Consider the following 14326-nt stretch of genomic DNA (forward strand, 5'->3'; position numbering starts at 1 on the left):
GGGTGACATGCGCGGCGCGCCGCGGGCACACTCGTGGCGATGAGCAGCGACGTCTTCCGCAAGCACCGGGCCGGGGCTCACCCCGACTTCTTCCGCGCCGAGGCCGCCGGGCTGGCCTGGCTCGCGGACGCCGGCATGCCCGTTGCCGGTGTCCGCGACGTCGGGGTGGACCACATCGACCTCGAGCGGTTGACCGAGGCGGCCCCCACCGCCGCGGCGGCTCGGGAGTTCGGCGCTCGCCTGGCGCGTATGCACGCCGCGGGCGCCGCCGGATTCGGTTGCGCACCGGACGGATTCGACGGCCAGCTGTTCATCGGCAAGCGGCCGATGAGTAGCACGGTCCACGCGAGCTGGGGCGAGTTCTACGTGGTGGAACGGGTCGAGCCGTTCCTGCGGATCGCGGTGGACGCCGGCAGCGTCACCGCCGCGCAGCTGCCCGACGTCGAGCGGGCCTGCGCGCGCGTCGCCGCCGGGGAGTTCGACGACGGTGCACCCCCCGCCCGCCTGCACGGCGACCTGTGGAACGGCAACGTGCTGTGGACCGCCGCGGGGGTGGTGCTGATCGACCCGGCGGCGCACGGCGGTCATCGCGAGACGGACCTGGCGATGCTGGCGCTGTTCGGCTGCCCCCGGCTCGACGAGATCGTCGCGGCCTACGACGCCACGTGCCCGCTGCGGGCCGGATGGCGCGAGCGCGTGCCGATGCACCAGCTGCATCCGCTGGCGGTGCACGCGGCGGGCTACGGTGCGGGGTACGGGCGGGCGCTGCACCGGGCGGCGCTCGCGACCCTCGCGCTGGGAGAGAAGAGTTGACCGAGATCCTCGTCGTCGCCGCCACGAAGTCCGAGGCAGCGCACGTGCCGGCGCACTACGAGACGGTGATCACCGGCATCGGCAAGGTGCACGCGGCCGTCGCGGTGACCGAGGCGCTGGCGCGGCACCGGCGCGGGACCCCGCCGGTGGTGGTCAACATCGGGACCGCCGGGGCGCTACACCTGCACCACGGCGGCCTCTACGTCCCCTCGGCGGTGATCAATCACGACATCAGCAGCGAGGTGCTGCGCAGCCTCGGCTACCCGGTCGAGGACGTGCTCGAACTCGACGACGGGGACGGGACGGTGCTCGCCACGGGCGATTCCTTCGTCTCGGACGCGCAGGTGCGTGACGCGCTCGCCGCCCGCGCCGACCTCGTCGACATGGAGGGCTTCGCGGTCGCGCTCGCCGCATCCCGCATGGGCGCGCAGTGCCGGCTCGTCAAGCACGTGAGCGACCACGCCGACGAGACCGCCCTGGACTGGCCGGCCAAGGTCGATGCCAGTGCCCGCGCACTCGCGCAGTGGCTGGTCGAGCGGTACTGAGCCGAAGCCGGCTCGTCAGCGGGCGGTGTATCCGAGACCGGTGACACCGTCGGCGGCGGTCAGCCGCATCGCCGCACCCTCGACCGTGTACCGCACCTCGCCGGACAGCACTCCCAGGACGGCCGACTCGATCCGCGCGAGCTCCGGGTCGGGGCACGCCGCGCGGGTGGTGGCCAGCGGCCCGAACGTGACCACGGTGTCTCCGACGGTGGCGGTACCGGTGAACCGGTTGCAGCCGGTGCTGCCCGAGACCGTGCCGTCGCCGGCGACGGTCAGGGTGGGCGCGGCGTCCTCGAGGGCGCGGGAGGTCGACACCGCGTCGGCCGTGACGAGTTCGGTGAGCACCCAGTGCGTGTCCACGACGGGACGGTCGGGGTCGGCGACCGTGCGGTCGAGCAGTGAGACGGACACTTCGCCGCCGTCGAGGGTGAGTACGTCGCCGTCGAGACGCCAGCGCGGTTCCGACGCCAGCAGATCGGACAGCCAGGTGTCGGCGCGGTCGAGCGGCGGCGGGCACGACATGAGAGTGCTGCCGAGCCGATCGGCGCGCAGCACGCCGTCGCCGAGTTCCACCGACCCGAACGAACGGTTGCAGCCGGCGGTGGCGGCGATCCGGCCCGCATCGGGGAACTCCACGACCAGTGGGCCGCCGCCGGGAATCTGCGGGCCCGACACGGCGGTGGAGACGAACGCCCGCCCCACGAGCACGGCCGGGTCCTGGGGCGGGGCGGCGGCGCCGTCGCCCGCGCAGGCGGCCGTCGTCGCGGCCAGCGCGAGGAGAATCGAGAGCCCGAGAGTCCGCCGCATGCCGGTCACGGTACCGCCCGCCCGGCGGCGGGCGGCGCCGTGACGACGCGGCGGGCCAGGTCCGCCCACCCGTCGGCGAGCCGGTCGAGCGAGAACCCCAGATCGCGCCACTGATGCAGGACCAGGGTGGCCTCGAGCGGGGCGAACAGGGCCTGGGCCAGCAGCGGGAGGTCGCCGTCGACACCCGCAGCGCGAAGCAGGACCTCGATGTGGGTCAGGCTGACGGCCCGTGCCGGGGCATTGAACCGGGCCTCGGCGGAACTCTCCGCGGCGCGGAGCACCTCGCCCTGCACCTCCACGAGACGGATGCGGGCACGACCGAACGCGACGAGCCGGTCGACGGGATCGGCGCCGGGTCCGAGCGGCGGGGGACCGGTGAGGAACTGCTGCTGCAGGGCCTGTTCGGAATGGTCGAGCAGGGCGCGCATGAGTCCCGCACGGGAGCCGAAGCGGCGGAAGACGGTGCCCTTGCCGACCCCGGCGCGCGCGGCGACGGCGTCCATCGTGACCGCGTCGACGCCGCGTTCGGCGACGAGGAGCGAGGCCGCCTCGAGGAGCCGGCGCCGGTTGCGGGCCGCGTCGCACCGTTCGACGCCCTCGTCCCCGACCAGCGGCAGCAGCGGAATGTTCACCACGTCACAGTACCGCCCGGGAATGGAAGTGGACCGCGGTCCGTTTAGAGTGGAGTCAGACCCGGACACCCGAACCGAAGGAAACACCCCCATGTCCCAGACCCGCGTTCTCGCTCTCGTCGGCAGCCTGCGCTCCGCCTCCGTCAACCGCCGCCTCGCCGAGACCGCGGCCGCCGTCGCGCCGCAGGGCGTCGAGGTCTCCGTGTACGAAGGCCTCGGCGAGGTGCCCTTCTACAACGAGGACCTCGACGGCGAGACCGGCGCGCCCGTCGCCGCCGGGGCGCTGCGCGTCGCGGCGAGCGAGGCCGACGCCCTCCTGCTCGTCACCCCCGAGTACAACGGCACCATCCCCGCCGTGCTCAAGAACGCCATCGACTGGCTCTCCCGCCCGTACGGCGCCGGCGCCCTGGCCGGCAAGCCCGTCGCCGTCATCAGCGCCTCGCCCAGCGGCAACGGCGCGAAGTGGGCGCTCGAGGAGACCGTCAAGGCGCTCGGCATCGCCGGCAGCCGGACGGGCCTGCAGCTGTCCATCGGCGGCACCATCGACAAGTTCGGCGACGCCCACCCCAAGGAGAACGCCGAGGTCGCCGAGCAGATCTCCGCGCTGCTCGCCCAGCTCGCCGACGCCCGCCGGGAACTCGTCGACGCCTGAGCCGGCCGCACACCGAACGGCCCCGGACCACGCCAGGTCCGGGGCCGTCACCGTCCGTACCCCATTCGCGCCCGCAGCCGTGATTGCCGGGGCATGCTGCGGGGAATACCTCGCCAGTCCCCACCGCGACGGAGGAGCCCATGGCGCACGAGAGCGACAGTCCCGGCGAACACGAGCACACGATCACCCTGCGCGTCGACGGCCGTGAGCGCCGCTGCACCGTCGACGTGCGCACCACGCTCCTCGATGCCCTGCGCGACCGGCTCGGGATCTACTCCCCGAAGAAGGGCTGCGACCACGGCCAGTGCGGCGCGTGCACGGTCCTGCTCGACTCCCGGCGCATCGTGAGTTGCCTGTCGCTCGCGGTCGCCCACGACGGCGCCGACGTCGTCACCGCCGCCGGCATCGCGGACGACGGTCCCTCGCACCTGCCCCAGGCGTTCGTCGAATGCGACGCCTTCCAGTGCGGCTACTGCACACCGGGCCAGATCTGCTCCGCCGTCGGGATGTTCGACGAGGCCGCCAAGGGTTCCCCGAGCCACGTCACCGCGGACCTCACACAGGACCCGGAACTGACCGACGACGAGATCCGCGAACGCATGAGCGGAAACCTGTGCCGCTGCGCGGCCTACCCCAACATCGTCGAAGCGCTCCGCCACGTCGCGCGCGGGGAGGGGCACTGCTCGTGAAGACGTTCCGCTACGAGACGCCTGCCGATCCCGCCGCCGCGGTCGCCGCGGTCGCCGGCCACCCGGGTGCCGCCTTCCTCGCCGGCGGCACGAACCTGGTGGACCACCTCAAGCTCGGCGTCACCGCGCCCGACGTCCTCGTCGACGTCTCCCGCCTGTCGCTCGACATCGTGGAGGAGACCGCCGAAGGCGGGCTGCGCGTCGGCGCCAACGTGCGCAACAGCGACCTGGCCGCCCACCCGATCGTCCGCCGCCGGTACCCGGTCCTGGCCCGGGCCCTGCTGGCCGGCGCCTCCCCGCAGCTGCGCAACATGGCCACCACCGCCGGCAATCTGCTCCAGCGGACCCGCTGCGTGTACTTCCGGGACCCGTCGATCCCGTGCAACAAGCGCACCCCGGGCAGCGGCTGCACCGCGATCGGTGGCTACACCCGCTACCACGCCATCCTCGGCGCCTCCGAACAGTGCGTCGCCACCCACCCGTCGGATATGGCGGTGGCGCTGCTCGCGCTCGACGCCCAGGTGACGGTGCTCGGATCGCAGGGGGAGCGGTGCATCCCCGTCGAGCAGCTCTACCGGCTTCCCGGCGAAAGCCCCGAGTACGACACGGTGCTCGAGCGCGACGAGCTGATCCTGGACGTCGAGATCCCGGCGCCCGAAGGCGCCGTCTCGACGTACCGCAAGGTGCGCGACCGGGCGTCGTACGCGTTCGCGCTCGTCTCGGTGGCGGCGGACCTGACGGTCGCCGACGGCGTCGTCACCGGATGCCGCATCGCCCTCGGCGGCGTCGCGCACCGGCCGTGGCGCGCCCATCGCGCCGAGCACGTCCTGCTGGGGAGCGCCCCCGGTGACGGCGTCTTCGCTGCGGCCGCCGACGCGGAACTCGCCGATGCCCGGCCCCTCGACGGCAACGAGTTCAAGGTGCCGCTGCTGCGCCGCACCCTCGTCTCGGTACTGCGTGAACTCACCTCGGAGGCAGTCGCATGACCCACTCGGCCCAGCGCCCGATCGGCACGTCGACGCCGCGGGTGGACGGCCCGCGGAAGGTGGCCGGAACCGCGCCCTACGCGTACGAGCATCCGGTCGACGACCCGGCCTACCTCGTCCCGGTCACGGCAACCGTGGCGCGGGGAACGGTGACCCGCATCGAGACCGCGGAGGCGGAGGCCCTGCCCGGCGTGCTCGCCGTTCTCACCCCGTGGAGTGCCCCCCGCCTGGCGGACACCTCGGAGGCCGAGTACGCGGTCCTGCAGAGCCCGGACGTCGCCTTCCGGGGGCAGATCGTCGCCGCCGTGGTCGCCGAGACGCCCGAGATCGCGCGACACGCAAGCGAACTGGTCCGGGTGGAGTACGAGTCCGCGCCGCACGACGTCGCGTTCCGGCACGACCACCCGCGCAGCTATGCCCCGGAACAGGCCAACGGCGGATATCCGACCGACACGGAACAGGGCGATGCCGCAGCGGCCGAGGCCGCGGAGCGCGACGGCGTCGTGGTCGACGGCTGGTATTCCACCCCGGAGGAGCACAACAACCCCCTCGAACCGCACACGGTCGTGGCCGAGTGGTCCGGCGAGTCGTTGACGTTGTACGACTCCACGCAGAGCGCCCACGGCGTGGTCTCCACGCTGGCTCCCGTGCTCGGTCTGCGCCCCCAGCAGATGCGGGTGATCAGTCCCTACGTCGGGGGTGGTTTCGGGTCCAAGGGGGCGCCGCACGCGCACGACGTCGTGGCGGCGATGGCGGCGCGCCTGCTGCCCGGTCGGGCGGTCAAGTTCGCCGTGTCCCGGCAGGACATGTTCGGGTACGTCGGCTACCGGCCGCCCACCGTCTCGCACGTCCGCCTCGTCGCGAGCCGGGAAGGGCGTCTCGAAGCCATGGTGCACGAGGCCTTCTCGCAGTCCTCGCACGTGCGCGAGTACGCGGAGCAGACGGCGGTGTCGTCGCGGGGGATGTACGCCTCGCCGTATCGGCGCACCTCGCACCGCATCGTCGCGCTCGACGTGCCCGCGCCCTACTGGATGCGTGCGCCGGGGGAGGCCCCCGGGATGTTCGCCGGCGAGGTCGCGATGGACGAGCTGGCGGTGGCGTGCGGCATGGACCCGATCGAACTGCGGGTCCGCAACGACCCGCCCGCCGATCCCGAGTCCGGCCGGCCCTGGTCCTCGCGCCGGCTGGTGGAGTGCCTGCGGGAGGGGAGTCGCAGTTTCGGCTGGGACGCCGCCGACCGCACGCCCGGCACCCGCCGCGACGGCCGGTGGCTCGTGGGGACCGGAGTGGCCGCGGCGAGCTACCCGCACCTGGTCAACCCCGGCACCGAGGTCGCGGTCCGGCACGACGGCGACGGGCGCTTCACCGTCCGCACCGGCGCCGCGGACATCGGGACCGGAGCATGGACCACGCTCACCCTCGTCGCGGCCGACGCGCTCGGCTGCCGGCCCGAGGACATCCATCTCGAGATCGGTGACTCGGCCCTGCCGAACGCCACCGTCGCCGGCGGATCCTCCGGTACCTCGTCGTGGGGCACGGCGATCGTCGCCGCGGCCCACGCGTTCCGCAAGCGGCACGGGGATCGGCCGGAGCCGGGTGCCGAGGCATCGGCGACGGCCGAGGAGAATCCCGCGCTCGAGCACTACCGCATCCAGTCGTTCGGCGCGCATTTCGCCGAGGTGCGGGTGGATGTCGACACGGGCGAGATCCGGGTGCCGAGGATGCTCGGCGTGTTCTCCGTGGGCCGGGTGGTCAACCCCCGCACCGCCCGTTCGCAGCTGATCGGCGGGATGTGCTTCGGCATCTCCATGGCCCTGCACGAGGAGAGCATCCGCGATCCCCGCACCGGCCACGTGGTCAACCACGACCTCGCGGAGTACCACATCCCCACCAATGCCGACGTCGGCGACGTGGACGCGAGCTGGCTCGACGAGGACGACCGGCACGCCACACCGATGGGGTCGCGCGGGGTCGGGGAGATCGGCATCGTCGGCAGCGCCGCGGCGGTCGTCAATGCCCTCCGGCACGCCACCGGGGCGCGGGTGCGCCGGCTTCCGGTGCACCTCGAGGACGTGCTCCCGTACCTGCCCGACAGCCCCGCGCGGTGAGTAACGACCTGGGAATATCACGGCTGTAACTCACAACATCTCGCGTTCTATGAATCTGTCGGCCACTAGGTGTAGTGTCTAGAGCGCTGGAAGGCTTGATCGTTTCCGGTCCCTCGGGGAAGCGGGATCGTGCTGGTACGACGGGCCTCGAGGCACTGCTGTGCAGTCAGTCGTCAGGTTGTCGAAAAGGGGAAACCATGAACATCACCGTCTACACCAAGCCTGCCTGCGTTCAGTGCAATGCCACCTACCGTGCCCTCGACAAGGCCGGTATCGAGTACGCCGTCGTCGACATCTCGGAGAACCCGGAAGCGCGGGACTTCGTGATGGCCCTCGGTTACCTGCAGGCCCCCGTGGTGGTCGCCGGTGACGAGCACTGGTCCGGCTTCCGCCCGGACCGGATCAAGGCCCTCGCCGTCGCCGCCTGACCCGTCGCGCGCCGACCCACCGCCCCTGCGGCCGGTCGCCGGACCCGAGCGAAGTGATGTGAGACATCCATGACCTCGTTGGTGTATTTCTCGAGCACATCGGAGAACACGCACCGATTCGTCCGGCGACTGGGGTTGCCGGCCACCCGGATTCCGCTGCACGACCGTGACGGCACCTTCGAGGTGCACGAGCCGTACGTGCTGATCCTGCCGACCTACGGCGGCGGCACCACCGCGACCGGCCGGGACACGAACTTCGTGCCCAAGCAGGTCATCCGGTTCCTCAACAATCCGCGCAACCGTGCGCTGATTCGCGGGGTCATCGCCGCCGGCAACACCAACTTCGGCGAATCCTATTGTTACGCCGGGGATGTGGTCTCCCAGAAGTGCAAGGTCCCGTACCTCTACCGGTTCGAACTGATGGGTACCGCCGAGGACGTCGAGCGCGTCCGCGAGGGCCTGGCACAGTTCTGGGCGCAGGCGTTGCAGTCGGCGTAACCGCGACCTCACCCACACTCGTCCACTCCATCAACGCTGCGTCACCGTCGGGGATACGGGTGCGCGGCGAACCCGTCTACTCACAGTGGGAGCAAGCACCGTGACCGTCACCGATGCCGCGCCGGCAGCGAGCGCCAAGATCGACGAATCCCTCAAGGGACTCGACTACCACGCGCTCAACGCGATGTTGAACCTCTACGGGCCCAACGGCGAGATCCAGTTCGACAAGGACGTCGCCGCCGCGCGCCAGTACTTCCTGCAGCACGTCAACCAGAACACGGTGTTCTTCCACAACCTCGAGGAGAAGCTCGACTACCTCGTGGAGGAGAACTACTACGAGCCCGAGGTGCTCGAGCAGTACTCCCGCCCGTTCGTCAAGCAGCTCTTCGAGCACGCCTACTCGAAGAAGTTCCGCTTCCCGACGTTCCTGGGTGCGTTCAAGTACTACACCTCGTACACGCTCAAGACGTTCGACGGCAAGCGCTACCTGGAGCGGTTCGAGGACCGCGTCTGCATGGTCGCGCTGACCCTGGCCGCCGGCGACGAGCAGCTCGCGACCCACCTCGTCGACGAGATCATCTCCGGCCGGTTCCAGCCCGCGACCCCGACGTTCCTCAACTCCGGCAAGAAGCAGCGCGGCGAGCCCGTCTCCTGCTTCCTGCTGCGCATCGAGGACAACATGGAGTCCATCGGCCGCTCGATCAACTCGGCACTGCAGCTGTCCAAGCGCGGAGGCGGGGTTGCGTTGCTGCTGAGCAACATCCGAGAGCACGGGGCGCCGATCAAGCAGATCGAGAACCAGTCCTCCGGCGTCATCCCGATCATGAAGCTGCTCGAGGACTCCTTCTCCTACGCCAACCAGCTCGGGGCCCGCCAGGGCGCCGGCGCGGTGTATCTGCACGCCCACCACCCCGACATCTACCGCTTCCTCGACACCAAGCGCGAGAACGCGGACGAGAAGATCCGCATCAAGACCCTCTCGCTGGGCATCGTCATCCCCGACATCACGTTCGAGCTGGCGAAGCGCAACGAGGACATGTACCTGTTCTCGCCGTACGACGTCGAGCGCATCTACGGTGTGCCGTTCGCCGACATCGACGTCACCGAGAAGTACTACGAGATGGTCGACGACAAGCGCATCCGCAAGTCGAAGATCAAGGCGCGCGAGTTCTTCCAGACGGTTGCGGAACTGCAGTTCGAGTCCGGCTACCCGTACATCATGTTCGAGGACACCGTCAACCGGGCCAATCCCATTCAGGGCAAGATCACCCACTCGAACCTGTGCTCGGAGATCCTGCAGGTCTCCACGCCGTCGACGTTCAACGAGGACCTGTCCTACAGCCATGTGGGCAAGGACATCTCGTGCAATCTCGGCTCGCTGAACATCGCCAAGGCGATGGACTCGCCGGACTTCGCGCACACCATCGAGGTGGCGATCCGGGCGCTGACCGCCGTGTCGGACCAGACCCACATCTACTCGGTGCCGTCGATCGAGCAGGGCAACAACGACTCCCACGCGATCGGCCTCGGGCAGATGAACCTGCACGGCTACCTCGCCCGTGAGCGCATCTTCTACGGCTCCGAAGAGGGCGTCGACTTCACGAACATCTACTTCTACACCGTGCTGTTCCACGCGCTGCGCGCGTCGAACCGGCTCGCCATCGAGCGGGGCACGTACTTCAAGGGCTTCCCCGAGTCGAAGTATGCCTCGGGCGAGTTCTTCGACAAGTACACCGACCAGGTGTGGGAGCCGGCCACCGCCCGCGTGCGGCAGCTCTTCGCCGACGCCGACGTGGCGATTCCCACGCAGGACGACTGGCGTGCGCTGAAGGCGTCGGTCCAGGAGCACGGCATCTACAACCAGAACCTGCAGGCCGTGCCGCCGACCGGGTCGATCTCGTACATCAACAACTCCACCAGTTCCATCCACCCGGTGGCGTCGAAGATCGAGATCCGCAAGGAGGGCAAGATCGGCCGCGTCTACTACCCCGCTCCCTACCTGACCAACGACAACCTGGAGTACTTCCAGGACGCGTACGAGATCGGGTACGAGAAGATCATCGACACGTATGCGGCGGCCACCCAGCACGTCGACCAGGGCCTGTCGCTGACGTTGTTCTTCAAGGACACCGTCACCACCCGCGACGTGAACAAGGCGCAGATCTACGCCTGGCGCAAGGGAATCAAGACGCTGTACTACATCCGGCTGCGGCAGATGGCGCTCGAGGGCACCGAGGTCGAGGGCTGCGTCTCCTGCATGCTGTGACGAATCTTGCCGGTACACATCGAAACTCAGGTAGGGAAAGACAGATGACCTCCGCACCCCGCGCGCACTCGCCGGCCGACGGCGCCCACGTCAAACTGATCGACCGCGTCTCGGCGATCAACTGGAACCGCGTTCCGGACGAGAAGGACTCGGAGGTGTGGGACCGCCTCACCGGCAACTTCTGGTTGCCGGAGAAGGTCCCGGTGTCCAACGACATCCCGTCGTGGGGCACGCTCACCGAGTACGAGCAGGAACTGACCATGCGCGTGTTCACCGGTCTGACCCTGCTCGACACGATCCAGGGCACCGTCGGCGCGGTGTCGCTGATCCCGGACGCGGTGACCCCGCACGAGGAGGCGGTGCTCACCAACATCGCGTTCATGGAGTCGGTGCACGCCAAGTCGTACTCGAGCATCTTCTCGACGCTGTGCTCCACCCGCCAGATCGACGACGCGTTCCGCTGGTCGGAAGAGAACGACAACCTGCAGCGCAAGGCGCAGATCGTCCTCGACTACTACCAGGGCGACAGCCCGCTCAAGCGCAAGGCTGCCTCGACGCTGCTCGAGTCGTTCCTGTTCTACTCGGGCTTCTACCTGCCGATGTACTGGTCGTCGCGGGCGAAGTTGACCAACACCGCGGACATGATCCGGCTGATCATCCGCGACGAGGCCGTGCACGGCTACTACATCGGCTACAAGTACCAGCGCGGCCTCGAGCAGATCACCCAGGCCGAGCGCGACGAGCTCAAGGACTGGGTCTTCGATCTGCTGTTCGAGCTGTACGACAACGAAACCCAGTACACCGCGGACCTCTACGACGAGGCCGGGCTCACCGAGGACGTCAAGAAGTTCCTGCGGTACAACGCCAACAAGGCCCTGATGAACCTCGGCTACGAGGCGCTGTTCCCCAAGGACGAGACCGACGTGAACCCGGCGATCCTGTCCGCGCTGTCCCCGAATGCCGACGAGAACCACGACTTCTTCTCCGGCTCGGGCAGCTCGTACGTGATCGGCAAGGCCGTCGTCACCGAGGACGAGGACTGGGACTTCTGACCCCACGGTCCACCTGTTGTGGCCGAATGTCACACGCGTTCGATCTGATCGAGCACGTGTGACATTCGGCCGTCAGGTGGGCGTCAGGCGCACCGTCAGGGGCGGCGGAACCACGCCTCCGGCACGTCCCGCAGCGCCTTCTCCAGGCGCAGCACCGACGTGGCGGTCATGTTCTGCGGCAACGAATCCGGCGCGAACCAGGCCACCTCGAGGTTCTCGTCGTCGGCGACGTGGGCCACGCCACCCGTCGGGCGCATCAGGAAGCACACGTCCAGGTACCGCGCGACGTCCCCGTTGGGATAGGTGATCGGAGCGGTCACGTCCACGCTCGTGAGCCGGACGATCTCGGCGTCGACGCCGGTCTCCTCCCGCACCTCGCGCACGGCCGCGACGGCGGGTTCCTCGCCGGGTTCCAGGATGCCCGAGACCACGGCCCACAGGCCGTTGTCCGCGCGACGGGTCAGCAGCACCCGTCCGTCGGGGTCGACGACGACGGCGCTGACGCCGGGCAGCCACAGCGGCGCGGGACCGACCTGTGCGCGCAGTTGCGCGACGAACTCCGGAATAGGCATGTCCCCGGGCGCCTTTCGACGAGGTCGACTCAGTTGGAATAGCCGTTGAGGGTGTTGCGCACATCCGTCAGGACGGCCTTCGCGGCCACCGGGCCGGGCGTGGACCACACCAGGTCGTCCACCGCGAACAGCCGGCTGTCGGTGACCGCCCCGAGCTCGAGCCACGCCTCGGAGTCCATCACCTCGCTGCCGTGCGCGACGCCGTCCTCGCCGGCGAAGCGGACGTAGATCAGGTCGCCCTCCGCGGCGGCCGGGTCGGCCTCGTCGAGCGGGGCGTCCGCGCGCCCGTCCTGCACACCGAACCGCTGTGCGGGCGGGCGCGCGGCGCCGGCGTCGGCGAGGACCTGTCCGGCGAACGAGGCGGTGCCCTCGACGACGGCGCCGTCGCCGTTGAACCGCACGATCGACGCCTGGGTCTGCGACGCGGTCACCGCCTTGCCGACGTCCGTCGCGGTCGCGCGGTAGTCGTCGAGCACGCGGCCGGCCGCTTGCGAGCGTCCGAGTGTTTCGCCGGCGCGGAGGAACTGCTGCCGCCAGAACACCGGGTCGGAGCCGACGAGCACCGTCGGCGCGACGGTGCCGAGCCGGCGGTAGAGCTCCGGGTCGGCGGACGAGCCGAGGATGAGGTCCGGCTCCACGCCGTCGATGAGCGCGACGTCGGGCGCCGATGTGGTGCCCACCGACGGCAGCGTCGCGATCCCCGTGCCCAGGTACTCGGCCCGGGCGACGTCGGTGGTCGTGCCGACCACCCGCTCCCACAGGCCCAGGGCGCACACCGCGTCCATCGCGGCGGCGTCGAGCACGACGATCCGCTGCGGGTCGGCGGGCACCTCGGAGACGCCGCCGGTGTGGATCACCGACCGGGTGCCGCCGGCGGGCTGCCCCGGGTCCGGGGGGCTGGGGAGCGCGCACGCGGTGGTCGTGTCGCGTTCGATCCCGACGACGGCCGCCCCGGCGATGCGGGTGGTGGTGCGCACGATGCTGCTCGCCGGATCGTCCGTCGCCTCCGCGCATCCCGCCAACCCGAGTGCCGCGACGGCGGCGAGGGCGACGGTGCACGTGACGGCGCGAGACCGGGACGCTGCGGGCATACGACCACTCCTGTCTAGGGGACGGTCCAGGTTAACTGGTGTGCGGATCGACCCCGAACGCCTCGGCGAGGTCGTCGAGGATCTCGTGCGCGCCCTGGATGGACACCGGCGTCATCCACAGGCTGTCGTCCACGTCCACCTTCCGGCCGCGCAGGTTCTGCCACAGCGGGTTGGAGAGGAACGGCTGCGCCGCCGCCTCGGACTTGCCCTCCCCGTCGCGGTACATGCTGACGAAGATCACATTCGCGTCCGCCTCGCCGATGAGTTCGGGGCTGATCGCGTTCATGATGCTGCTCGGATCGGCCGGGTCGGGTCCCTGGCTCGCGGGGCGGGCCAGGCCGGCGTCCTCGAGGACGATGCCGCTGAACGACGTGGTGCGGTAGAGGCGGGCGGTGGGCTCACCGGCGAAGCGGACCACCGAGACGGTGGGGTTGCCGGCTGTGGCGTTGATCTCGTCGCCGATGGCTTTCGCCCGGGCCTCGTAGTCGGCGATCTTCTGTTCGGCGAGGTCCTCCTTGCCGAGGGCCCGCGCGGCGAGACGGATGTTGTCCTTCCACGTCGGCCCGGTGCTCTCGGAGAAGACCGTGGGCGCGATGGCGGAGAGCTTGTCGTAGTTCTCGCCGTCGCGCACGTCGGCGGACAGGATCAGGTCGGGGTGCAGCGCGGCGATCTTCTCCAGGCTCGCGTCGGAGACCGCACCGACGGAGGTGGCCTCGGCGGCGAACTGCCGGCGGCTGTCACCGAGGTAGTCGGGCAGTCCCTCGGTGCGGTAGTCGACGTAGCCGACGAGGTCGGACTCGAGCAGCAGCGTCGCGTCCGCGTAGCTGGTGTCGAGCGCGACGACCCGCAGCGGCTGGGACTCGACGGTGGTCGTTCCGCGGAAGTGCTCGACGGTGCGTGGGAAGCCCGCGGTGGCGGGGGTCTGCTCGGCCGTCTCGCCGGAGGAACAGCCCGCGAGCAGCACGGCCGCGGTCAGGGACGCCGCCAGGGCGGCGATGCCGCGGCGCAGGGGGAGGGGATACACGGTGGACCTCGTCTCTCGGGATCGCAAACAGTTAGGGAACGCTTACCTTAGTGTGCGGGCGAAACCGTGTGCTCGGTGAGGTGTGCCACGGCCCCGGGTTGCGTGGGTCACAGACCCCCGCCGGTATGCTCGACCGCCGAGTACGACACTGAGTAGGACCCGG

Annotated in this window: 15 protein-coding genes; 10 read left to right on the plus strand and 5 right to left on the minus strand. The window is 70.1% G+C overall.

Annotated elements, in window-relative coordinates:
• The first annotated feature begins 39 nt into the window (after nt 1-39).
• Both OCS65_RS12110 and OCS65_RS12115 read left to right on the plus strand, forming a co-directional pair.
• Complete coding sequence (locus tag OCS65_RS12110) at nt 40-813, plus strand: fructosamine kinase family protein (protein WP_043798877.1); 774 nt, start codon at nt 40-42, stop codon at nt 811-813.
• Nucleotides 810-1358 (plus strand): nucleosidase, encoded by a 549-nt coding sequence (locus tag OCS65_RS12115; RefSeq protein WP_006940567.1) that lies wholly within the window; start codon nt 810-812, stop codon nt 1356-1358. Before OCS65_RS12110 ends, OCS65_RS12115 begins: the two co-directional genes overlap by 4 nt.
• Nucleotides 1359-1373: 15 nt before the next feature.
• Here the strand turns inward: OCS65_RS12115 and OCS65_RS12120 are convergent, their stop codons facing one another.
• Nucleotides 1374-2165 carry an META domain-containing protein gene (locus tag OCS65_RS12120; protein ID WP_029544491.1) on the minus strand — a complete coding sequence of 264 codons (792 nt, stop codon included), beginning with the start codon at nt 2163-2165 and terminating at the stop codon, nt 1374-1376.
• Nucleotides 2166-2170: 5 nt separating this feature from the next.
• Entirely contained in the window at nt 2171-2800 is a 630-nt protein-coding gene (locus tag OCS65_RS12125) for a TetR/AcrR family transcriptional regulator (RefSeq protein WP_006940565.1), read from the minus strand.
• An 88-nt stretch (nt 2801-2888) separates the two neighbouring features.
• On the opposite strand from OCS65_RS12125, the gene OCS65_RS12130 reads away from it, so the two are divergent.
• The 8 genes from OCS65_RS12130 (at nt 2889) to nrdF (ending at nt 11476) form a co-directional block, all read left to right on the plus strand.
• The gene (locus OCS65_RS12130) at nt 2889-3449 is read left to right on the plus strand and encodes an NAD(P)H-dependent oxidoreductase (RefSeq protein WP_006940564.1); all 561 of its coding nucleotides are present in this window, start codon (nt 2889-2891) and stop codon (nt 3447-3449) included.
• A 140-nt stretch (nt 3450-3589) separates the two neighbouring features.
• Nucleotides 3590-4138, plus strand: coding sequence for a 2Fe-2S iron-sulfur cluster-binding protein (locus tag OCS65_RS12135; RefSeq protein ID WP_006940562.1), 549 nt, complete (start codon nt 3590-3592; stop codon nt 4136-4138).
• Entirely contained in the window at nt 4135-5124 is a 990-nt protein-coding gene (locus OCS65_RS12140; protein ID WP_231772698.1) for an FAD binding domain-containing protein, read from the plus strand. The genes OCS65_RS12135 and OCS65_RS12140 overlap by 4 nt, the downstream gene beginning before the upstream one ends.
• Entirely contained in the window at nt 5121-7232 is a 2112-nt protein-coding gene (locus tag OCS65_RS12145; RefSeq protein ID WP_231772699.1) for a xanthine dehydrogenase family protein molybdopterin-binding subunit, read from the plus strand. The genes OCS65_RS12140 and OCS65_RS12145 overlap by 4 nt, the downstream gene beginning before the upstream one ends.
• A 197-nt stretch (nt 7233-7429) precedes the next feature.
• Nucleotides 7430-7660 carry a redoxin NrdH gene (locus tag OCS65_RS12150; protein ID WP_006940556.1) on the plus strand — a complete coding sequence of 77 codons (231 nt, stop codon included), beginning with the start codon at nt 7430-7432 and terminating at the stop codon, nt 7658-7660.
• Between the two features lie 69 nt (nt 7661-7729).
• On the plus strand, nt 7730-8158 hold the full coding sequence (gene nrdI, locus OCS65_RS12155) for a class Ib ribonucleoside-diphosphate reductase assembly flavoprotein NrdI (protein WP_006940545.1): 429 nt from the start codon (nt 7730-7732) through the stop codon (nt 8156-8158).
• A 184-nt stretch (nt 8159-8342) separates the two neighbouring features.
• A complete protein-coding gene (nrdE, locus tag OCS65_RS12160; RefSeq protein ID WP_206530652.1) occupies nt 8343-10424 on the plus strand; it encodes a class 1b ribonucleoside-diphosphate reductase subunit alpha in 2082 nt (693 codons plus the stop codon).
• A 44-nt stretch (nt 10425-10468) separates the two neighbouring features.
• Nucleotides 10469-11476 (plus strand): class 1b ribonucleoside-diphosphate reductase subunit beta, encoded by a 1008-nt coding sequence (gene nrdF, locus OCS65_RS12165; RefSeq protein WP_006940539.1) that lies wholly within the window; start codon nt 10469-10471, stop codon nt 11474-11476.
• Nucleotides 11477-11571: 95 nt separating this feature from the next.
• Here the strand turns inward: nrdF and OCS65_RS12170 are convergent, their stop codons facing one another.
• From OCS65_RS12170 to OCS65_RS12180, 3 genes are read right to left on the minus strand one after another with little or no spacing between them, the layout of a single operon-like run.
• Nucleotides 11572-12048, minus strand: a complete 477-nt coding sequence (locus OCS65_RS12170) for an NUDIX hydrolase (protein ID WP_006940537.1) — start codon at nt 12046-12048, stop codon at nt 11572-11574.
• 29 nt (nt 12049-12077) lie between these two features.
• Complete coding sequence (locus tag OCS65_RS12175) at nt 12078-13139, minus strand: ABC transporter substrate-binding protein (RefSeq protein ID WP_006940535.1); 1062 nt, start codon at nt 13137-13139, stop codon at nt 12078-12080.
• Between the two features lie 31 nt (nt 13140-13170).
• Nucleotides 13171-14163: an ABC transporter substrate-binding protein gene (locus OCS65_RS12180; RefSeq protein ID WP_102799157.1), complete on the minus strand. Its 993-nt coding sequence runs from the start codon at nt 14161-14163 to the stop codon at nt 13171-13173.
• Nucleotides 14164-14326 lie beyond the last annotated feature (163 nt).

The sequence above is a fragment of the Rhodococcus aetherivorans genome (assembly GCF_025722975.1).
Lineage (GTDB): Bacteria > Actinomycetota > Actinomycetes > Mycobacteriales > Mycobacteriaceae > Rhodococcus > Rhodococcus aetherivorans.